This is a genomic window from Sphingopyxis sp. MC1, from assembly GCF_000371385.1.
GTDB lineage: Bacteria > Pseudomonadota > Alphaproteobacteria > Sphingomonadales > Sphingomonadaceae > Sphingopyxis > Sphingopyxis terrae.
Genome location: NZ_AOUN01000002.1, coordinates 636,660 through 655,967 on the forward strand (window position 1 = coordinate 636,660; position 19,308 = coordinate 655,967).

Genomic DNA, 19,308 nt, shown 5'->3' on the forward strand with positions numbered 1-19,308 from the left:
GCATGAAACTCTCCCCGTCGCGCTTCCCGGCGCGGCGGGGCAGAGGGGGCCGATAGACCATGTCGCTCGACATCGATTATTACGAACTGCTCGAATGCGAGCGCGGCGCCGACGACGCGACGCTGAAAGCCAGCTACCGCAAGCTCGCGATGAAATACCACCCCGACAAGAATCCGGGGTGCGGCGACAGCGAAGCGCGGTTCAAGGCCATCAACGAAGCCTATGATTGCCTCAAAGACCCACAAAAGCGCGCAGCCTACGACCGCTTCGGCAAGGCGGCGTTCCAGAATGGCGGCGGCCCGGGCGGCGGCTTCGGTGGCGGCGCCGAATTCGGCGACATCGGCGATATTTTCGAATCGATCTTCGGGTCGGCTTTCGGCGGCGGCCGGCAGCAGCAGCGCGGCCCCGCGCGCGGCGCCGACCTGCGCTACGACATGGAAATCCGGCTCGAAGACGCCTTTGCAGGCTGCAGCCGCGAGATTCAGGTCGATGTCGCGGCGCGCTGCGACGCCTGCGACGGATCGGGCGCGAAGCCCGGCACCGCGACGCACCGCTGCACCACCTGCAACGGCCACGGCAAGGTCCGCGCGCAGCAGGGCTTTTTCATGGTCGAGCGCACCTGCCCGCACTGCCAGGGATCGGGCGAGGTCATCACCGACCCGTGCGGCACCTGTCACGGCGAAGGTCGTGTCGACCGGCGCAAGACGCTGACCGTCGAAATCCCGCCCGGCGTCGACGAAGGCACGCGCATCCGCCTGCAGGGCGAAGGCGAAAGCGGCGCGCGCGGCGCGGCGGCTGGCGACCTCTACATCTTCCTCCACATGGCGCGGCACAAGCTGTTCGAACGCGAAGGCACGACGCTGTTCACGCGCGCGCCGATCAGCTTCACCACCGCCGCGCTCGGCGGCTGCATCACCATCCCCGGCCTCGACGGGCGCAAGCACGACATCAGCATTCCCGCGGGCATCCAGTCGGGCAAGCAGCTTCGTCAGCGTGGCGCCGGGATGCCCGTGCTCAACGGTCGCGGCCACGGGGACCTGGTGGTTCAGATCGACGTCGAAACCCCGACGCGGCTGAATGCCAAGCAGAAGGAATTGCTTCAGGCGTTCCGCGAAACCGAAACCGGCGAAGAATGCCCGGCAAGTCAGGGCTTTTTCGGACGGCTCAAGGAAATGTGGGACGATCTGACGGATTGAACCGTCACTGGGGTCAGTATCCTGACATCGTCATCCAATCTCGCCCCGCAATTCGGCAATCAGCGCCGCAACCTTGGGTAGGCGCGGTTCCTCTTCATCGAGGATCGCGTGGAAGGCCCGGCGCTTGAGCGCCGCCAGCTCGTCGGTGCGCAGCGCGCCCTCGCCGCCGACGCTCGACGCGACGATGTCGATCAGCCGGTCGGCACCGTGGAGCCGCCCCCACAGATAGTCATTCTCGCGATAGGCGCGGCTGAAGAAGGCGCCGAAGCTGTTGAACTCGATCCCCTTGAGCATCGACGCCGCGCCGCCGGTGCGGATCGCGGTCGCGTCCGACGGCGAGATGCGGTCGATCTTGATCGGATCGAATTCGTCGAACCCCTCGCCCTGCAACAGCGGCAGGGTGGCAATGTCGTAAAAGGGGTAGCCGAGATAGGCGAGCAGCATCGTGCGCCGGTCGTCCTTGGGCAGGCTGCCGAGCGCGGCGGCGATCAATATATCGGCTTCGGCATCGACGCTGACCAGATCGCGCCGTTCGGCGATCGCGTCGATCCACTGCGCCGCGCTGGCGTCGACGGGCACGTCGAGCCGCTCGAGCCACTGGTCGCCCTCGCGTTCGAGATAGAGACCGAGCGCGGTGTAGATCGCGCCGCGCATCGTCTCGCACGCCGGATCGGGGGCATCGCGCTTTGCCTCGACCGCGGCGTCGAGCTCGCGCGCGAGGAAGCGCAGACGCCGGATGCGAAAGCCAAGGTCGTGGGTACGGAAAAAGGCAATCGCGTCGGTGCTCGCACCCGAACCGCGCTTGCCTGAAATGCGGTCTAGCCCGCGGCTGCGGATTTCGTCCCATACGGCGTCGCGCCGGTTGCGCTGATGGATGTCGCCCTCTGGCGGTGCCAGCCGGTCGATCAGCGCGACCAGCTCCTCGACCACCGCCGACAGCTTTAGGTGGCCATAGGGTGCATAGGCGAAGCCGGCGCGCGCCGCCGCCTCGGCCTGCGCCTTTGCGCGCCATCGGTCGAGCCGCGCCGGGGTTGGGGTGTTGAGGAAGAAGGTCGTGCCGAACAGCGCCGCCACCTGCTCCTCGACCTCGACCTTCATCGCATCGACGACGCGCTGCATGCGGCGGATGCGCCGCGACATATTCTCGATCGCCTCGACGCTGTCGCGGATCGGCTGTTCGCGCGGAATTTCGGACAGTGCGCCGAGGATGGTCGAAAAAAAGCCCGGCGGACGGCGCGCTTCGCCCTCGCCTGCCTCGCCCGGCTTGCCGAAGCTGATCGAGCGATAATCGGGCTTGGGATCGATATAGACGAAGCGCCGGTCGATCTCGCGCCGCGCCGGCCGCTGCTTGAGCGCCGCGATCGCCGGACGGAACGGCGCGTTGGCGAGCACCGACCCGTCGATGAGCACCCGGTCGGAGGGATCGGCCTCGCTTCCGGTCGGAAGCTGGACGCGGACGAAATCGGCGCGCGCCGGCCAGGCGATGCCGCGCTTTTCGAGCACGCTGTCGAGTTCGCGCAGCGTAAAGGGCGGAAAGGCGCCGGGAAAGCTGGCGGTCGCGCGCGCCGCGGCGGCGAGGCCGGGGACGTCGTCGAGCCGCTTGCCCGCGCGGCCGTCCTGCCGGAAATGCATGATCAGCCGGTGTTCCTGCTCGGTCACGCGCGGCGGACTGTTGAGCGCGAGCGGCATGCTGTGCCCCGCATAGTCGGTCACCGACACGAACAGGTCGACCGGCTGACCCGCCGGCAGCAGCGGCCGCCCCTGCGGCCCCGACGCCATCGCATCGAAGGCATCGAGCAGCAGGCCGGAGAAAATCTGTCCGCCGAAGGGCGGTTCGAACCAGCGCGCGCGCACGAAGCGCGACAGCTTGGCGCGCACCTCGTCCTGCGCGCCCTCGCCCACCGTGCGGTCGATGACATTGCCGCGCCGCTTCATCGCCCAGCCGGCGATCGGCACCGCCCAGAATTTGGTTGCCGCCGACAACGGCCGCGCATCGGGGTCGATCAGCCGGTCGACATCGGCATCGTCGAGCCATAGTTCGGTGAGCGGGTCGAGCGACTGGCCGGTCGCCATCGCCCGCGCGAGGAAAATGCCGTTGATGCCGCCCGCGCTGGCGCCCGCGATGATGTCGGCCAGGACGCGCAGCTTGATCCCGCTGCGCGCCGCGAGCGCGACCAGCAATTCGCCATAGGCATCGACCGCCGCCGGTTCCGCCTCGTCATGAAAGGTGCGCGACGCCGCCGCGAGCCGCCACACTTCCTTGGTGATGCCGTGCATGTAGACGGCAAGGCTGATGCCGCCGTAGCAGATCAGGGCAAAGCGTAATTCCTTCTCGCGCATCGGCGACCTGATAGCGCGCTTCCGCACGCCGCGTCACCCCTTGCCGGTCGGTTCCCGAAAAGCCGGGCGACGCATTAGGACAATATCAAAGTTTCCGATTTATTCACCGTGTCGAATGGGGGTTTGGCCATCAAAAGTGGCCGATTTTCCAGTCTGTAGATTCGAAGCAGGAAGAAGCGATGAGTGCATTCGGACGCCGTCCCGGAACCGCAGGCCGCCCCGCCTTTGGCGTGGCCAAGCCGATGCAGGCTGGCCCCGGCATGGCCGGCGGCGCGCAATTTCCTGCGATCGACACGCCGGCCGCCGAGGCACCCCCGCCGCCGTCGAACCTGAGCCCCGAAATGGAGGCGATGGAGCGGCTGAACCAGCGGTCGACCGCCGAGGCGATGGAGCCCGAAAAGGCGCAGGGTTTCGAAGCCAGCGTCCACAAGATCAAGGAACAGGTGCTGCCGCGCCTGCTCGAACGCGTCGATCCCGAGGCCGCCGCGACGCTGTCGAAGGACGAGCTGACCGAGGAATTCCGCCCGATCATCCTCGAAGTGCTGGCCGAGCTGCGCATCACGCTCAACCGCCGCGAGCAATTCGCGCTCGAAAAGGTGCTCGTCGACGAATTGCTCGGCTTCGGCCCGCTCGAAGAGCTGCTCTCCGACCCCGACATCAGCGACATCATGGTCAACGGGCCGTATCAGACCTATGTCGAGCGCAAGGGCCAGCTCGTCATCGCGCCGATCCAGTTCCGCGACGAACAGCATCTTTTCCAGATCGCCCAGCGCATCTGTAACCAGGTCGGCCGCCGCGTTGACCAGACAACCCCGCTCGCCGACGCCCGTCTGAAGGACGGCAGCCGCGTCAACGTGATCGTGCCGCCGCTCTCGCTGCGCGGCACCGCGATCTCGATTCGTAAATTCTCGGCCAAGCCGATCACGCTCGACATGCTGTGCCAGTGGGGCGCCATGAGCCAGAAGATGTGCACCGCGCTGAAGATCGCGGGTGCGAGCCGGTTCAACATCGTCATCTCGGGCGGTACGGGTTCGGGTAAGACGACGATGCTCAACGCCCTGTCGAAGATGATCGACCCCGGCGAGCGCGTGCTGACCATCGAGGACGCCGCCGAATTGCGGCTGCAGCAGCCGCACTGGCTGCCGCTCGAAACGCGTCCCGCGAACCTTGAGGGCAATGGCGCCATTCACATGGGCGACCTCGTCAAGAACGCCCTGCGTATGCGTCCCGACCGCATCATCATGGGCGAAGTCCGCGGCGCGGAGTGTTTCGACCTCCTCGCCGCGATGAACACCGGTCACGACGGGTCGATGTGTACGCTGCACTCGAACAGCCCGCGCGAATGCCTCGGCCGTATGGAAAATATGGTGCTGATGGGCGACATCAAGATTCCGAAGGAAGCGATCTCGAAACAGATCGCCGACTCGGTCGACCTGATCGTCCAGATCAAGCGCCTGCGCGATGGCTCGCGCCGCGTCACCAACGTCACCGAGGTCATCGGCATGGAAGGCGACGTCATCGTCACCCAGGAATTGTTCAAGTTCGAATATTTGGACGAGGACAAGGACGGAAAGATCATCGGCGAATATCGCTCGATGGGCCTGCGTCCCTATACGCTGGAAAAGGCGCGCCAGTACGGCTTCGATCAGCCCTACCTCGAGGCGTGCCTGTAAGACCCGCCTGCGGGGGGAGGCAGCGCTTAGGGCTTGAGCGCCAGCGCCGCCGCCACGATCGCGACCGCCACGCTCACCAGCGCGATGCCGCGCCACGGCATGAAACCGACCTTGTCGACGTCGCGGCGATTGCGGCGGCGCCACTCGGCGAGTTCGGCGACACCGAACAGGATCGCCGCAGTTACGCTCACCGACAGCATCGACACTTGCATTGACGCTCAACCCTTCGCAAACAGGGGATCTTTCCCCCCAGTGACGAGGTGCCGATATGCGTTCGCTTCCGATTATTGCAACCGCTCTTCTTGCCGCCACCGCTCCGGCGTTCGCGATGGCCGATCCGCACGCCGGACATGGCGATCATGGCGCGCACGGTGCCGCGCCCGAGGGCGCGATCGCCGCAGCGGTGGCGGCGCCGACCCGCACGCCCGCCAATGTCGCGCGCGACGCGGCGCGCCATCCCACCGAAACGCTGGCCTTCTTCGGCGTGAAGCCGGGCGATACGGTCGTCGAGCTGTGGCCGGGCGGCGGCTGGTATACCGAGATTCTGGCGCCGCTGACCCAAAGCGGTGGCGGCACGCTCTATGCCGCGGCACCGTGGGAGCGCGGGCTGAACACGATCCGCAAATGGCAGGAGGCCAAGCCCGACGCCTATGGCGCGGTCAAGCTTGCCGAATTTCCCGCGACCGGCGCCGGACCCAAGGTGCCCGACGGCAGCGCCGACGTGGTGCTGACCTTTCGCAACGTCCACAACTGGCGCTTCGGCGGCATGGACAAGACCGCCGAAGCCTTCCAGCAAATCTATGCGATGCTGAAGCCCGGCGGCGTGCTGGGCGTCGTCGACCACCGCCTGCCCGAGGCGATGGATTCGGCGCTCGAGGAAAAGAGCGGCTATATGAAGCGCTCGTCGATCGTCGCCTTTGCCGAAGTCGCCGGATTCAAGCTGGCGGGCGAAAGCGAGGTCAACGCCAACCCCCGGGACACGCACGATTATGAAAAAGGCGTGTGGAGCCTGCCGCCGACGCTGACCAACAAGGATGTCGACCGCGAAAAATATGTCGCGATCGGCGAATCGGACCGCATGACGCTGAAGTTCGTGAAGCCGGCAAGCTGAGCAAGCCGCTCGAAACGATCGACCCCGCGCTGCTGCTCAGCGCCTATGCGCAGGGGATATTCCCGATGGCCGACGGGGCGGACGACCCGTCGATCCATTGGGTCGAACCGCGGCTGCGCGCGATCTTGCCGCTCGATGGCTTTCACCTGTCGCGCAGCCTGCGCAAGCTGCTGCTCGCCGACCGTTTCCGCATCACCACCGACACCGCCTTTCCCGCGATGATGGCGCTGTGCGCCGAAGCCGCCGACGACCGTCCGACGACGTGGATCAACCCGGTGATCCGCGCGAGCTACGAACGATTGTTCCGCATGGGCCATGCCCATAGCGTCGAATGCTGGCACGACGGGGAACTGGTCGGCGGCCTCTATGGCGTGTCGCTGGGGCGCGCCTTTTTCGGCGAATCGATGGTCAGCCGGATGCGCGATGCCTCGAAAATAGCGCTCGCGCATCTCGTCGCGCGGCTCAGGACCGGTGGCTTCGAGCTGCTCGATTGCCAGTTCATGACGCCGCACCTCGCCAGCCTGGGCGCGATCGAAATGCCCCAGGCCGCCTATCTCGCGCGGCTTTATTCGGTGCTGTCGGGGGCCGGCGATGCGGCCTTGGGCGCCGCCGCGGGAGCGGCTGGAGCCGGGGTACCCTCGCCGCCATTCCCGGCGGGCGACTGGTCGGCGCTCGATGCCTTGGGCGCCGACGCCGTCTTGGGCGCGGAGCGCGCGACGGGTTCGCCGCCCGGATATGTCATCGCACAGCTTTTGACGAAGACATCATAGATCGGGTGCTGGATCACATTGCGCTCGGGGCGTTCCTTGAACACCCAGCCCGAAAAGACGCGATACCATTTATTGTCGCGCTGATCCTGCACCGACAATTGCACGAAGGCGCCGGTTTCGGGGGGATCTTCCCACGGCGCCGTCTGTTCGCAGGCGCGCAGGCGAACGATCGCGCGGCCGACGCGTGCGGTATCGCCCGGCTTCATCGTCAGATCCTGCACCAGCCCGTTGCGCTTGTTGAGCAGGCCCAGCACCGCCACGCGTTCGGCCATCGGGGTCGCGCCTTCGATCCCGCCGACTTCCTGCGGCACGGTTTCGGACTTGGCGATCTGCGGGATGTTGCTCGTCGTCTTGGTCTGGTTGCCGCGATCGCAGCCGGCCAGCGTCGTCGCCGCGAGCAGCGCGATCAGCGCGGAACGGAAAAGCGGCGTCGTCACGGCGCTCAGTCGGCGCCGGGCCGCCAGGCCTCGTAATCGCCGGTCGCGGCGGCGCGATGCCCGCCGCGTTCGAGCGCGCCGGCGGGGCGATAGGCACCCAGGCTGCCGGTCAGATTCGCAGTCGGCTCGGCGAGCCAGGGGCGCGGCGCGGGCAGCACGTCGGACGGCAGTTCGTCGAAGGTGCCGTGCAGCCAGCCATGCCATTCGGGCGGCACGCGGCTCGCGTCGTTCGACCCCTTGTAGAGCACCCAGCGGCGCTTGCCGTCGCGCGACCGGAAATAGCGGTTGCCAAGGCCGTCCTCGCCGACCTGCTCGCCATTTTTCCAGCTGCTCAGCAGTGTGCCGACGGTCGCGCCGTCCCACCAGGTGAAAATCTTGCCCAAGATGCTCATGGCGGTGGCGTTTACAGGCAAGCGTGCGGGCTTCGCAAGCGGTCTTTGGCGAAAAGCGGCGCCATTACCGCCTGCCCTACCGCTACTTTGCGTCCTGCCACGTCACCTTGGCGCTTTCGTCGATCCCCAGCTTCGCGGCGGTGCCGCCCGCCAGTTCGAGCACCGCCGCTACTTCGCCGCCGCTGACGACGGGATCGAGCGATTCGGGGATGGCGTTTTCGGCGATCCGGTCGATGCTGCCGTCGGCGCGCACGAAGATCATGTCGAGCGGGATCAGCGTGTTCTTCATCCAGAAATTGGCGATCTTCGGCTTGGCGAACGGAAACAGCATGCCGCCATCGGCGGGCAGCGACGTGCGGAACATCAGTCCCTTTTCCTGTTCGGCCTCGGTTCGCGCGACCTCGACGCGAAAGCGGTGGGTGGTGCCCGCCATTGCGATGGTCAGCGGCACTGTCGCCTCGGCGCCGGCTTCGGCCTCGGCGCCCTTGTCGCAGCCCGCGACGGGCAGCGCGAGCGCCAGGGTGAGGGCGGTCAGCATGGCTCGCATCGGCATCTCCTTGTCGACTTTCTGGTCGCCGTCTTGTCGCCGGCCTCGGGGTGCCGGACGTTCAGCGCCGCTGCCTAATCGAGCGCCGCCTCGGCGTCCAGCGCGGCCAGCGCCGCTGCGTCCCCCGGCGGGACAGCGAGGATGCGCCGCGCGAGCGCGGGCGAATGGCCGGCGCGCGCGAAGGCGGCCACCTGGCGCTCGCGCTGCGCGGGATCGTCGAGCGGCTGGCGCGCGAACGGACCGAAGCGGCGGCGGCGCGCAAATCCGACGGCCGAAGCCATCGCCGCGCCCTCGGCGACGTCGATCGCTTCGCCCGCGTCGGCTTCGTCGATGCCGTCGACGAAAAGCTGCGCGCGCACGCGCCGCGCGCCCAGCCCGCGCCGCGTCATCGCGGCGCCGCGCATCGCGGCATATTGCCGGTCGTCAAGGTAGCGCAGCCGCTCCATGCGGTCGGCAATCGCGTCGCATGCGGCGCGCGGATCGGCGGCATCGGTCCATTCGGCCTCGCGCAGCTTGCGCCCCAGATAGCGCAGCAATTTCGCCCGGCTGGTCGCGAATCGCGCCACATAGGCGAGCGCCAATTCGTCGAGTCGCGATGCGTCGAGCGGCTTTTTGCTTCGGTCGGACGGAGTGCGGCGGTTGGCCATATGCCATGTTTATGCCACAGTCGGGTCCGATTGAGAACGATCAGAGCCCCTATGCCCGGCGGAAAGCCCGGAAAAATGGGCGATTATGTTCAAACAGTCAGGGATCGCGCACGCTCATCATGGCACCGGAAGATGACATGCTTGTTGCCGCATCCCCCGTTTCCCGGGATTCGACACCCCTTATGACCGAAAATTCCGCTCCTGCGGTGGAGGCGCTTGTCCCCACCCCGACCGAATGCGCCCAGCCGCGCCGCTTTTCGAACTTCGCCACCGTCGGCGAAGCGCTCGACTATGCCGCCGCGGGTACGCGCGGGCTCAATTTTCATGATCCGCGCGGGCGCCTGATCCGCCCCTATCCCTATAGCGAGCTCAAGGCCGATGCGCTCGAGGCCGCCTATCGCCTCGTGGCGGCGGGGGTACAGCCCGGCGACCGCATCGCGCTGGTCGCCGAAACCGGCGCCGAATTTGCCGCGCTGTTCTTCGGCACCATCTATGCCGGCGCCTGGCCGGTGCCGCTGCCGCTGCCGACCAGCTTCGGCGGGCGCGATTCCTATGTCGGACAGCTTGTCGTCCAGCTCACGAGCTGCGACCCCAAGATGCTGTTCTTCCCGCCCGAAATCGCCGCCATGGCCACCGAAGCCGCCGAACAGCGAGGCGTCCAGCCGATGGACTGGAGCGAATTTGCGGCGCGCCCCGCGCCTGTCGTCGATCTGCCCGAACAGAAGCCCGACGAAACCTGCTATCTGCAATATAGCAGCGGCTCGACGCGCTTCCCGCACGGCGTCGCCGTCACCCATGCGGCGCTGCTCAACAATCTCGCGGCGCATGCGCACGGCATGGAATTGCGCGACAGCGACCGCTGCATTTCATGGCTGCCTTGGTATCACGACATGGGCCTCGTCGGCTGTTTCCTGTCGCCGGTCGCCAATCAGGTGTCGGTGGACTATCTCAAAACCGAGGATTTCGCCCGCCGTCCGCTCGCTTGGCTCGATCTCATCAGCCGGAACAGCGGCACGACGCTCAGCTATTCGCCGACCTTCGGCTACGACATCTGCGCGCGTCGTATTTCCAGCCAGACGCATGTCGCCGACCGTTTCGACCTGTCGCGCTGGCGCGTCGCCGGCAACGGCGCCGACATGATCCGCCCCGACGTCATGCAGAGCTTCGTCGATGCCTTCGCCGACGCCGGTTTCAAGGCGAGCGCCTTTCTGCCGAGCTACGGCCTGGCCGAAGCGACGCTGGCGGTCAGCATCATGCCCCCCGGCGAAGGGATCGTTGTCGAACTGGTCGAGGAAACCGAATTGTCGGGAGCCAGCGGCGACGCGGGACGCCCGACCCGCTACCGCGCGATCGTCAACTGCGGCCGCGCTGTGCGCGACATGACGATCGAGGTTCGCGACGAGGACGGCAATATCCTTCCCGACCAGACCGTCGGCAAGGTGTGGTGCACTGGCCCGTCGCTGATGACCGGCTATTATCGCGATCCCGAATCGACCGCCGCCTGCATGAAGGACGGCTGGCTCGATACCGGCGATATGGGTTATCTGTCAGATGGTTACATCTATATCGTCGGCCGCGCCAAGGACATGATCATCATCAACGGCAAGAATCACTGGCCGCAGGATATCGAATGGGCGGTCGAACAATTGCCGGGCTTCAAGTCGGGCGACATCGCCGCGTTCGCGATCACCACGCCGGGCGGTGAAGAGACGCCGGCGGTGCTCGTCCAGTGCCGCACCAGCGACGAGAAGGAACGCGCGGCGCTGCACGAAACGATCCGCGACCGGGTCCGCGCGATCACCGGCATGAACTGCCTCGTCGAGCTGATTCCGCCGCGCACGCTGCCGCGTACCAGCTCGGGCAAGCTCAGCCGCTCGAAGGCGCGCGCGCAATATCTGGCGGGCGAGATCCAGCCCTTCCGGATCGCCGCCTGAGCCGAACGGTGCGCAGCGCCAATTCTGTTCCGCTTCGGTACAGAAAATGCGACGAAGCGAAGCGCGCGGTTACTTTCGAGTAACCCGCTTTCGCTATGCAAGCGGCGTGAAAAGCCTGTTTAGCGACCAGATTTCGGACGATGATCTTCCGCTGCGTACCCTGTTGGGCCTGACCCGGCAGGACGAAGCGGTCGGCGACTTGCGCCAGCTCCAGATCGCGCCGCTGCGCGGCCGGGGCGCACTGCGCCTCCTGCTCAACGGGGGCATGGCGCTGGTCGCGGGGTTCACCATGATGATGGAAACGGCGTGGCCGGTCGTCGTCGGCTGGCTCCTCGTCACGCTCGCCTTTTCGATATGGTCGTTCCGCACCTTCGACAGGTTGCCGCTCGACGATCCCAAATTCGCGACAGCGGCCGAGTTTCGCCTCTGTCATCGCCATGCGCTGTATTCGGCGCTGCTCTGGGGCGGCGCCTTCTGGTTGCAAGGGCTGACGCCCACGCTCGACCACGTCCTTTCGTTGTGGACGATCGCGCTGCTGTTGATGCTCGCGCTGACGATGGTCGCGCACAGCATGCCGCTGACCTGTATTCTCTATATCGCGCCCGTCACGCTTTCGGCCTCGCTCGCGACCGCGGCGGCCGGCGCGCCGCAGCTGACCGGGGTGACGATGGTCGCGGGGCTGCTCCTCGCTACCTTCTGCCTCCGGTTTGCGCAGACGCACATCCGTATCCGCCGCGCCGAAACGGTGCTGCACGAAAAGTCCGAGACGGTCAGCTTGCTGCTGCGCGAGTTCGAGGACACCTCGGCCGACTGGCTGTGGCAGACCGACAATTCGCGCCGGCTGGTCCATGTATCGCCGCGCCTTGCCTATGCGCTCGGCGGCAGCGCCGAGGCGCTCGAAGGCATTCCGCTGCTTCAGGCGCTGTCGGGCGACGCATGGGAAAGCGCAACCTTTCCCAAGGCACTGCACGACATGGCCGAACGGATGAAGCGGCGCGAAAGCTTTTCGAACCTGATCGTCCCCGTGACGATCGCCGGCAAGCGCCGCTGGTGGGAATTGTCGGCATCGCCGCGCCTCGACGAGAGCGGCAAGTTCCTCGGCTTCCGCGGCGTCGGATCGGACGTCACCGAACAACATGCCACCGCCGAACAGATCGCCAAGATGGCGCGCTTCGACAATCTGACCGGCTTGCCCAACCGGCTGAGCCTGCACGAAGACCTGGCGCGCGCATTGACCCACGCGCTCGAGGCGAAATCACGCTGCGCAATGATGATGATCGACCTCGATCGCTTCAAGGCGGTGAACGATACGCTCGGCCATCCGGTCGGCGACAAATTGCTCGCGCAGGTCGCCGCGCGGCTCAAGAGCATGATGGAACAGGGCATGACCTGCGGCCGCCTGGGCGGCGACGAATTCGCGGTCGTGCTTCACAATATCGTCTCGTCCAAGGAGATCGAGGATCTGGCGCGGCGGATCATCGCGACGATCAGCCGGCCCTATGTGGTCGATAATCACCAGCTCTTCGTCGGCGCCAGCGTCGGCTATGCGATCGGGCCGCAGGACGGCAATACTGTCGAAACGCTGACCCGCAACGCCGACCTCGCACTCTACAAGTCGAAGGACAAGGGCGGCAATGTCGTCGCCGCCTATGTCGCCTCGCTCCACGCCCAGGCCGAGGAACGGCGCGTGATGGAGCAGGAATTGCGCGGCGCGCTCGATCGCAAGGAGTTCGAACTTTACTACCAGCCCGTCGTCACCGCCGAGGATGGCACGCTCAACGGCTTTGAGGCCCTGATCCGCTGGACCAACCAGAAACTCGGCAGCGTATCGCCCGGCCGCTTCATTCCGCTGGCCGAGGACAGCCGCCTGATCGGCCCGATCGGCGAATGGGTGCTGCGCACCGCCTGCGCCGAGGCGATGCGCTGGCCGTCTAATCTGAAGGTCGCGATCAACGTGTCGGCCGAACAGCTCACCGATCCCAATTTCGCCTCGGTTGTCGTCTCCGCGCTCGCGCAGAGCGGCCTGCCTCCGCAGCGGCTCGAGATCGAAGTGACCGAAAGCGTCTTTCTGCGCGACGGCGGCGGCGCAGCGCAGCTGCTCGACCAACTCATCGGCCTCGGCGTCCGGCTGTCGCTCGACGATTTCGGCACCGGCTATTCGTCGCTCGGCTATCTGCGCAAGACGCAATTCTCGACCATCAAGGTCGACCGCAGCTTCGTCGTCGGCGCCGCAAAGGGCAGCATCGAATCGATCGCGATCATCCGCGCCGTCGTCGCGCTCGCGGACAGCCTCGGCATGTCGACGACCGCCGAAGGCGCCGAAACCGAGGTCGAGGTCGACACGCTACGCACGCTCGGGTGCAGCAATATCCAAGGCTATTATTATGGCCGTCCGATGCCGGCGACCGACGTGCTGACGCTGTTCCGGCCGCCCGAATCGATCGCGACCGCAGCGGCCTGACGGCCCTCGGTTCACCGCTTCCGCATCGGTCCGCCGCGGCGCCGAAACGCCCGTTCGGCGACGAAGCGAAGAGCCTGAGCGACGAATTGCACAGCTTAACAAAAGGTTCCCCCACCCACCGCACCAACGGCGCAACTCACCGCTAGACGGGTGGTGGTTGCGAAAGCCTGTGGCAGAGACGCTGCAACGCTTGAAGACAAGCCAATGGGGGGTCGCCTTTCATGCTTCATCGCCGCTTTCTGGGTGCATTTGCGCTGTGTGCTTCGCTGCTCGTCAGCCTTCCCGCCGCCGCGCAGAGCTATCTCCAGTGCGTCCCCTTCGCCCGTTCGGAATCGGGCGTCGAAATCCGCGGCAATGCCAAGACCTGGTGGTCGCAGGCGGCCGGTGAATATAAGCGCGGCCACGAACCCCGGAAGGGTGCCGTCATGGCATTCGCCGCGACCCGCGGCATGCCGCTGGGCCATGTCGCCGTCGTGAAAAAGGTCATCAGCGACCGCGAAATCCTGATCGACCATGCCAATTGGTCGCCGATCAACGGCCGCCGCGGCCAGATCGAGCGCAACGTCCGCGTCGTCGACGTCAGCGACGCTGGCGATTGGAGCGCGGTGCGCGTCTGGTATGCGCCGATCGGCGATCTCGGCCTGCGCGCCAATCCGGTGCAGGGCTTCATCTATCCCGACAGCGACAGCGCGCCCGACAGCTCGACCTTCGACGCACCGGTGTGGGCGAGCAACAATTGGAAGCCGGGCAACGGCCTCGACGTCGTCGCCGCTTCGCTGCGCTGAGTTGAACTGAGCAAAGTCTAACCGCTAATCGTCATTGCGAGCGCAGCGAAGCAATCTCCGGCTGTCGATCTGGAGATTGCTTCGCTGCGCTTGCAATGGCGAAAGGCCGATCAGTCGTCCGACGCGTCGTCGCTCTCGGCCCCGGCATCTTCGAACCAGGCTTCGACCGGGCCCGACAGCTTGATCGTCATCGGCTGGCCGAAACGATCCTTCGACTTGCCCGCCGCGACGCGGATCCAGCCTTCCGAGATCGAATATTCCTCGACATCGGTGCGTTCCTGGCCCTTGAACCGGATGCCGATGCCGCGTTGCAGCACCTCCATGTCGAAATGCGGCGAGCGGGGGTTGGTCGACAGGCGGTCGGGGGGCGTATCGGTCATCTGAAATCTCCGTTTTCTGGCCGCTGCCGCTAGGCGAGCCAGGCTCGCAAATCAAGCGCCGCTGCGCCTTGCCATGCTGCTCCGCCTTGCGTGCCATAGCGGAACAGAAGCGCTGCCCCGCGCCGCACGCGCAACGCCCCATCGCGAAATAGAGGGTTAATGCCCGATATTTCCGGAACCGGCCGAATGGCCCGGATTTGCGGCGTTCACGCGGCCACAGGCGCGCCGATATCCGAATTAACCATAGGAAAAGACGAAACTTTCTTCGGGAAGGCCGCGTCTTTTGGGCAGGGACCAGATCCACGCGTGGAGGAGAAAATCCATGGTTTCAACGCGTCTTGATCGTCGTATTTCCTTGCTCATCGCCCTGCCCGTCTGCTTGGTGCTCGGCGCCTGCGAATCGTCGGGAAGCTACCGCGTCGGCGCAGTCGGCCCGGCCGGACCGACCGGCGCTGCCGGTCCGCAAGGCCCCGAAGGGCCCGCCGGACCGCAAGGCCCCGCTGGCCCCGCCGGCCCCGCCGGCGGCACCCTCGGCCTTGGCGATGCCGGCGCGCTGGCTGTCGGCGGTCTGGTCGGGCCGGGCGGTATCGCGGGCACCGGCCTGCTTGCCAACACCGGCGACCCTGCGAACGTCAATCCGGTGATCGGCGGCGTGCTCGTCAAATCGGGCGGCCTCGTCAATGTCGTCGCCGACAAGACTCTGCTCCTCGCCAATGCGGTCGACAGCAAATTGCCCGGCGGCACCAACCTCGTCGGCACGGTCGTCGGCGTGGTCAAGAGCACCGGCGTCGCGCTCGTCCAGACGGGCAACGGCCAGCAATATCTGCTCGACGGCCTTGCCGCCGCGCCCGGCGAACTTGTCACCGCCACGATCGGCAAGGCAACCGCGATCGGGTCGCCCGGCGCTTCACCGCTGATCGGGGCGAGCATCCTGTCGCCCGGCCAGACCAACGGATCGCTGCTGACCGTCGGGGTCGGGTCGAACGGCAACCTCGTGACGCTGCAACCCGGCGGCAGCGGCAATCTGCTCGGCGGTCTTGGCGGCGCGGTGCCGGGAACCGGCACAGCGGGCAGCGGGGCGGGCAATCTGGTCGGCACGCTGACCAGCACGGTCGGCACCACCGTCGGCGGCGTTGTCGGTCAGGCAGGCGGTCAGGCCGGGGGCTCGGGCAGCGAAAAGGGTGGTCTGGTCTCGGGCGTCACCCAGGGCGTCGGCGGCCTCCTTGGCGGGTTGAAGCCGCCGCGCGGGGATTGATCGCGATCATGCGCAGCCCGAACCGGTGCGGCGCCGCGGCGTTGGCAGCAGCGATGCTGCTGCCCGCCGCGGCGTCCGCCGCCCAACCGTCGGCCACCCCGCTCGAACCGGGGCGCCCGCCGCTGTCTCCGACCAGCGACCGGCCTTTCCCGCTTCCCGATCCTGACCTTGCACCACCCTCGCCGGCACGCACCGCGCCGCAGGGCCGCCCCGACATCGCGATCCGCAAGGTCCGCTTCATCGGGGCAGGCGTCCCCGCCAATGTTGCCAAGGCAGCCGAGCGCTATATCGGCCGCCCTGCCTCGACCGAAAATCTGAAGCGCCTCGCCGCCGCGATGACGCGCGCCTACAACCGGTCGAGCGTCGCGCTGTTCACCCTCGTCATCCCCGAACAGGATTTTGCGGACGGCGTCGTCATCGTCGCCTCGGCCGAGGGGCATATAAGCCGCGTGACGATCAGCGGCGATGCGCAGGGCGGCCCCGCCCCGCTGATCGCGCGCATGGCCGCACCGCTGCCGGGGCAAGCCCCATTGCCGCGCGCCCGGTTCGAACGCGCGCTCGGCAATATCGCCGACATTCCGGGCACCCAGGTCACCCCGACGCTGGCGCTCGGCGACAGTCCCGGCGCGGTGGCGCTCGATCTGGCGGTCGACGCCAGCCGCCCGAAGCTCGGCGTCGGCTTCACGACGCGGTCGAGCCCCTATGTCCGCGACGGCATCGTCGAGGCGACGGCGCGCGGTTACAGCCTTCTGCGCAGCGGCGACGAAAGCCAGCTCGGCGGCGCGGCGGCGGTCGATTTGAAATCGCTGCTCTACATCAACGCCCGCCATTCGACGCCGCTGGGCGCCGCGGGCACGCGCGCCGAGCTGTCGGTTGCGGCGCTACGCACCCGGCCGCGTGCGCTCGCCATCGACGGCAAGGCGTGGAGCGCCGGGCTGGCGGTGACCCACCCGCTGATCCGCAGCACGCGGCGTACGCTGACGCTGTCGGGGCGGCTCGACTATCTCGATTCGCGCAACGCCCTGTTCGGCACCACGATCGCGGCGGAAAAAAGCTGGACCGCCAGCGGCGCGCTGGCCTTTCGCCTGACCGAGGACCGCAGCGTCGTCGGCGCCCGCATCGGCGTCTCGCGCGGCCTCGACATCGCCGGCGCGCGCGTCGATCCGGCGGTGGGGGAAGCGGGGTTCCTCTATGCCGACGCGGCGGTCGAGGCGAATCAGGCGATCGGCAAGCGCGTCGTGCTGCGCGCCGCCGCCACCGGACGCTGGACGCGCGACCGCCTGCCCGCGGCACAGCGCTTCAGCGTGGGCGGCGCCAGCTTCGGGCGCGCCTTCGACGACGGGCTGGTCAGCGGCGACCGCGGCTATGCAGGCTTCGGCGAGCTGGCACTGCGCCCGCTGGCAAAGGGCGCGCTCGCGAAGAGCGAGGTCTATGCCTTCGCCGACTATGCCGATGTGACGCTGCTCGCGCGCCCCGCGACCCAGCGCAGCCGGTTCGATCTGGGAAGCTGGGGCGGCGGGGTGCGCCTGTCCTACCGCGACAATGCGACGATCGGGGTCGAGTTCGCCGATGCGTGGAACCAGCCCGCCCCCGGCTTCGATCAGGGCTGGCGCGTCGCGCTCGCCTGGAAAGTCTCGATCCGCCCCTGACCGGCGCTCTCAGGCGGTACGGCGCCCGCGCTCGCGAGGTGGCGGTGCCTCGGCCTTGAACAGCGTTTCGGCGACCGGATAAAGCTCGCTTTCCTCGCGCGCGATCCGGTCGCCCAGCGCGGTCAGGATCGCGCGCGTTTCGGCGCAGAAGCCCGGCCAGTCGGCCTCGACGCGCAATTGGGTCCAATAGCTGTCATAGGCCTCGAACGCCTCGGCGATATGGCCCATCTCGTCGACGAAGCGCGCGGCAAGTTCGGCAAGCACCGGCTCGCCCTTCGTCTGCAACCGCGGATAGAGCGCCCAATCCTCGCACTTCAGATGGCGCACCAGCGTGTCGCGAAACATGCCGCGCACCGCGGCCAGCTCGGTCGGCCGCGGCGGGCGCCGCGCTGCGACAAATTCGATCATGAAGCCCGACAGGGTGACGAGCGCCGCATGTTCGGCGCGCAATCGGCGCATTTCCTGCGTCAAAGGCATGAACCACCCTCCAGTCGAGCGGTCCCTCACTTGCCCGCATAACGCCGCATGCTGAAAAGAGCGTTAAGCACGCTCGGCCATACGCCCACCGGGTCCGCCGCCGCGGGCGGTGCCGTTGGCGTCGGCACCGACTGGACTTGCCCACAGCGACCGCCCATGCTGGCGCGAAACGGGATGGAGATCGGGTGAATGACGGATCTGGTATTGCGCGCCGACGAAGGCGGGATCGCGACGCTGACGCTCAATCGTGCCGACAAGCGCAATGCGCTCAACCTCGCGCTATGGGCCGAACTCGACGCGCATATTTCGGATCTCGCGGCCGCGGGCGATGCGATCGGCGTGGTCGTGCTGCGCGCGAACGGGCCGGTCTTCTGCGCCGGGAACGACCTCAAGGAACGCGGGGTCGAAGCGCCGCGGCCGCATTATCAGGCGTCGATCGTCACCCGCCTTGCCGAGCTGCCGCAACCGGTGATCGTCGCGGTGCAGGGTGGCTGCTTTACCGGCGGGCTCGAACTGGCGCTGGCCGGCGACATCATCGTCGCGGCGGAAAGCGCGCATTTCGCCGATACGCACGGCAAGTTCGGGCTCGTCCCCATCTGGGGGATGAGCCAGCGCCTGCCACGCCGCGTCGGCGAATGGAAGGCGCGCGAGATGAGCTTCACCGGCCTGCCGGTCGACGGGCGCGAGGCCGCGCGCATCGGCCTTGCCAATCATTGCGTCGCCGACGACCGGCTCGACCTTGCCGTCCGCACCCTCGCCGAAGCGATCGCCGCCCAGTCGCGCCACAGCGTCTTCGCCTACAAGCGCCTCTACCGCGAACAAGCCGACCTCCCCCTCGCCGCCGGCCTCGCGCACGAAGTGTTCAACAGCGCCGGCGTTGCGCCGGACGTCGCCGAAAGGGTGGCGCGACAGTTCTGACGGTCGCCCAGCGGCGGTTGTGGGGAGGGAAGCGGACGTTGTGGTGAACCGCTTTGTGTACCCCGGCAAAAGCCGGGGCCCAGAGCATCAAAAGCCGGTGTTGGTAATGTAAATCTCTGGACCCCGGCCTTCGCCGGGGAACACATATAGACGCTGGGCTCCACCTCGGTCGTCATCCCGGACTTGATCCGGAATCCATTCTTCCGACGCGGCGTGAATGGATCCCGGATCAAGTCCGGGATGACGATAAAGAAGATGTCTACGATCGGTCGTTAGCCGACATTCGATCCAGATCGGCCGCGAACGGCGACTTTGGGGTGTATTCTGTTGAAGAAG

General features: G+C 67.0%; 17 protein-coding genes and 1 pseudogene. 10 read left to right on the plus strand and 8 right to left on the minus strand.

Translation table 11 applies throughout. The features are described from left to right. The first annotated feature begins 59 nt into the window (after positions 1-59). Complete coding sequence (gene dnaJ / locus EBMC1_RS03630; protein ID WP_003040677.1) at positions 60-1,196, plus strand: molecular chaperone DnaJ; 1,137 nt, start codon at positions 60-62, stop codon at positions 1,194-1,196. Between the two features lie 30 nt (positions 1,197-1,226). On the opposite strand, the gene EBMC1_RS03635 is transcribed toward dnaJ, so the two are convergent. Beyond that, the gene (locus EBMC1_RS03635) at positions 1,227-3,536 is read right to left on the minus strand and encodes a patatin-like protein (RefSeq protein WP_040589202.1); all 2,310 of its coding nucleotides are present in this window, start codon (positions 3,534-3,536) and stop codon (positions 1,227-1,229) included. 179 nt (positions 3,537-3,715) lie between these two features. On the opposite strand from EBMC1_RS03635, the gene EBMC1_RS03640 reads away from it, so the two are divergent. Further along, a complete protein-coding gene (locus tag EBMC1_RS03640) occupies positions 3,716-5,209 on the plus strand; it encodes a CpaF family protein (RefSeq protein WP_003040680.1) in 1,494 nt (497 codons plus the stop codon). A 26-nt stretch (positions 5,210-5,235) separates the two neighbouring features. On the opposite strand, the gene EBMC1_RS03645 is transcribed toward EBMC1_RS03640, so the two are convergent. Further along, complete coding sequence (locus EBMC1_RS03645) at positions 5,236-5,421, minus strand: hypothetical protein (protein WP_003040682.1); 186 nt, start codon at positions 5,419-5,421, stop codon at positions 5,236-5,238. A 56-nt stretch (positions 5,422-5,477) separates the two neighbouring features. Here EBMC1_RS03645 and EBMC1_RS03650 point away from each other — a divergent pair, with 56 nt between their 5' ends. Then, positions 5,478-6,320, plus strand: a complete 843-nt coding sequence (locus EBMC1_RS03650) for a class I SAM-dependent methyltransferase (protein ID WP_003040684.1) — start codon at positions 5,478-5,480, stop codon at positions 6,318-6,320. Beyond that, a complete protein-coding gene (gene aat, locus EBMC1_RS03655) occupies positions 6,317-7,090 on the plus strand; it encodes a leucyl/phenylalanyl-tRNA--protein transferase (protein WP_040589404.1) in 774 nt (257 codons plus the stop codon). The genes EBMC1_RS03650 and aat overlap by 4 nt, the downstream gene beginning before the upstream one ends. A 35-nt stretch (positions 7,091-7,125) precedes the next feature. Here aat and EBMC1_RS18745 read toward each other — a convergent pair. From EBMC1_RS18745 to EBMC1_RS03675, 4 genes and pseudogenes are all read right to left on the minus strand, one after another. Further along, positions 7,126-7,362 (minus strand): annotated as a pseudogene (locus EBMC1_RS18745) (DUF2155 domain-containing protein); the annotation flags it as partial. A gap of 170 nt (positions 7,363-7,532) precedes the next feature. Next, positions 7,533-7,919 (minus strand): NADH:ubiquinone oxidoreductase subunit NDUFA12, encoded by a 387-nt coding sequence (locus EBMC1_RS03665; RefSeq protein WP_003040693.1) that lies wholly within the window; start codon positions 7,917-7,919, stop codon positions 7,533-7,535. Between the two features lie 82 nt (positions 7,920-8,001). After that, on the minus strand, positions 8,002-8,457 hold the full coding sequence (locus EBMC1_RS03670) for a DUF192 domain-containing protein (RefSeq protein WP_003040696.1): 456 nt from the start codon (positions 8,455-8,457) through the stop codon (positions 8,002-8,004). Between the two features lie 83 nt (positions 8,458-8,540). Beyond that, positions 8,541-9,113, minus strand: a complete 573-nt coding sequence (locus tag EBMC1_RS03675) for a RecX family transcriptional regulator (protein WP_003040699.1) — start codon at positions 9,111-9,113, stop codon at positions 8,541-8,543. 182 nt (positions 9,114-9,295) lie between these two features. Here EBMC1_RS03675 and EBMC1_RS03680 point away from each other — a divergent pair, with 182 nt between their 5' ends. The 3 genes from EBMC1_RS03680 (at position 9,296) to EBMC1_RS03690 (ending at position 14,293) form a co-directional block, all read left to right on the plus strand. Then, positions 9,296-11,047: a fatty acyl-AMP ligase gene (locus EBMC1_RS03680; RefSeq protein WP_003040702.1), complete on the plus strand. Its 1,752-nt coding sequence runs from the start codon at positions 9,296-9,298 to the stop codon at positions 11,045-11,047. A 106-nt stretch (positions 11,048-11,153) separates the two neighbouring features. Beyond that, the gene (locus tag EBMC1_RS03685) at positions 11,154-13,508 is read left to right on the plus strand and encodes a putative bifunctional diguanylate cyclase/phosphodiesterase (RefSeq protein WP_003040704.1); all 2,355 of its coding nucleotides are present in this window, start codon (positions 11,154-11,156) and stop codon (positions 13,506-13,508) included. 221 nt (positions 13,509-13,729) lie between these two features. Then, entirely contained in the window at positions 13,730-14,293 is a 564-nt protein-coding gene (locus EBMC1_RS03690) for a CHAP domain-containing protein (RefSeq protein WP_003040706.1), read from the plus strand. 110 nt (positions 14,294-14,403) lie between these two features. On the opposite strand, the gene EBMC1_RS03695 is transcribed toward EBMC1_RS03690, so the two are convergent. After that, positions 14,404-14,673 carry a DUF3297 family protein gene (locus EBMC1_RS03695; RefSeq protein WP_003040709.1) on the minus strand — a complete coding sequence of 90 codons (270 nt, stop codon included), beginning with the start codon at positions 14,671-14,673 and terminating at the stop codon, positions 14,404-14,406. 322 nt (positions 14,674-14,995) lie between these two features. Between EBMC1_RS03695 and EBMC1_RS03705 the strand changes: the two genes are divergently transcribed. Together EBMC1_RS03705 and EBMC1_RS03710 are read left to right on the plus strand one after the other, a co-directional pair. Continuing rightward, a complete protein-coding gene (locus EBMC1_RS03705; protein WP_051066306.1) occupies positions 14,996-15,928 on the plus strand; it encodes a hypothetical protein in 933 nt (310 codons plus the stop codon). Positions 15,929-15,936: 8 nt separating this feature from the next. Beyond that, a complete protein-coding gene (locus tag EBMC1_RS03710; RefSeq protein WP_156000921.1) occupies positions 15,937-17,577 on the plus strand; it encodes a ShlB/FhaC/HecB family hemolysin secretion/activation protein in 1,641 nt (546 codons plus the stop codon). Between the two features lie 9 nt (positions 17,578-17,586). On the opposite strand, the gene EBMC1_RS03715 is transcribed toward EBMC1_RS03710, so the two are convergent. Beyond that, positions 17,587-18,054: a hemerythrin domain-containing protein gene (locus tag EBMC1_RS03715; RefSeq protein ID WP_003040718.1), complete on the minus strand. Its 468-nt coding sequence runs from the start codon at positions 18,052-18,054 to the stop codon at positions 17,587-17,589. Between the two features lie 189 nt (positions 18,055-18,243). On the opposite strand from EBMC1_RS03715, the gene EBMC1_RS03720 reads away from it, so the two are divergent. Then, complete coding sequence (locus EBMC1_RS03720; RefSeq protein ID WP_003040721.1) at positions 18,244-18,972, plus strand: enoyl-CoA hydratase/isomerase family protein; 729 nt, start codon at positions 18,244-18,246, stop codon at positions 18,970-18,972. Positions 18,973-19,308 lie beyond the last annotated feature (336 nt).

Excerpts from the sequence above, each read along its gene's own strand:
- dnaJ (WP_003040677.1), top strand. The coding sequence starts at position 60 with ATGTCGCTCGACATCGATTATTACGAACTGCTCGAATGCGAGCGCGGC.
- EBMC1_RS03635 (WP_040589202.1), bottom strand. The coding sequence starts at position 3,536 with ATGCGCGAGAAGGAATTACGCTTTGCCCTGATCTGCTACGGCGGCATC.
- EBMC1_RS03640 (WP_003040680.1), top strand. The coding sequence starts at position 3,716 with ATGAGTGCATTCGGACGCCGTCCCGGAACCGCAGGCCGCCCCGCCTTT.
- EBMC1_RS03645 (WP_003040682.1), bottom strand. The coding sequence starts at position 5,421 with ATGCAAGTGTCGATGCTGTCGGTGAGCGTAACTGCGGCGATCCTGTTC.
- EBMC1_RS03650 (WP_003040684.1), top strand. The coding sequence starts at position 5,478 with ATGCGTTCGCTTCCGATTATTGCAACCGCTCTTCTTGCCGCCACCGCT.
- EBMC1_RS03665 (WP_003040693.1), bottom strand. The coding sequence starts at position 7,919 with ATGAGCATCTTGGGCAAGATTTTCACCTGGTGGGACGGCGCGACCGTC.
- EBMC1_RS03670 (WP_003040696.1), bottom strand. The coding sequence starts at position 8,457 with ATGCTGACCGCCCTCACCCTGGCGCTCGCGCTGCCCGTCGCGGGCTGC.
- EBMC1_RS03675 (WP_003040699.1), bottom strand. The coding sequence starts at position 9,113 with ATGGCCAACCGCCGCACTCCGTCCGACCGAAGCAAAAAGCCGCTCGAC.
- EBMC1_RS03680 (WP_003040702.1), top strand. The coding sequence starts at position 9,296 with ATGACCGAAAATTCCGCTCCTGCGGTGGAGGCGCTTGTCCCCACCCCG.
- EBMC1_RS03690 (WP_003040706.1), top strand. The coding sequence starts at position 13,730 with ATGCTTCATCGCCGCTTTCTGGGTGCATTTGCGCTGTGTGCTTCGCTG.
- EBMC1_RS03695 (WP_003040709.1), bottom strand. The coding sequence starts at position 14,673 with ATGACCGATACGCCCCCCGACCGCCTGTCGACCAACCCCCGCTCGCCG.
- EBMC1_RS03705 (WP_051066306.1), top strand. The coding sequence starts at position 14,996 with ATGGTTTCAACGCGTCTTGATCGTCGTATTTCCTTGCTCATCGCCCTG.
- EBMC1_RS03710 (WP_156000921.1), top strand. The coding sequence starts at position 15,937 with ATGCGCAGCCCGAACCGGTGCGGCGCCGCGGCGTTGGCAGCAGCGATG.
- EBMC1_RS03715 (WP_003040718.1), bottom strand. The coding sequence starts at position 18,054 with ATGCCTTTGACGCAGGAAATGCGCCGATTGCGCGCCGAACATGCGGCG.
- EBMC1_RS03720 (WP_003040721.1), top strand. The coding sequence starts at position 18,244 with ATGACGGATCTGGTATTGCGCGCCGACGAAGGCGGGATCGCGACGCTG.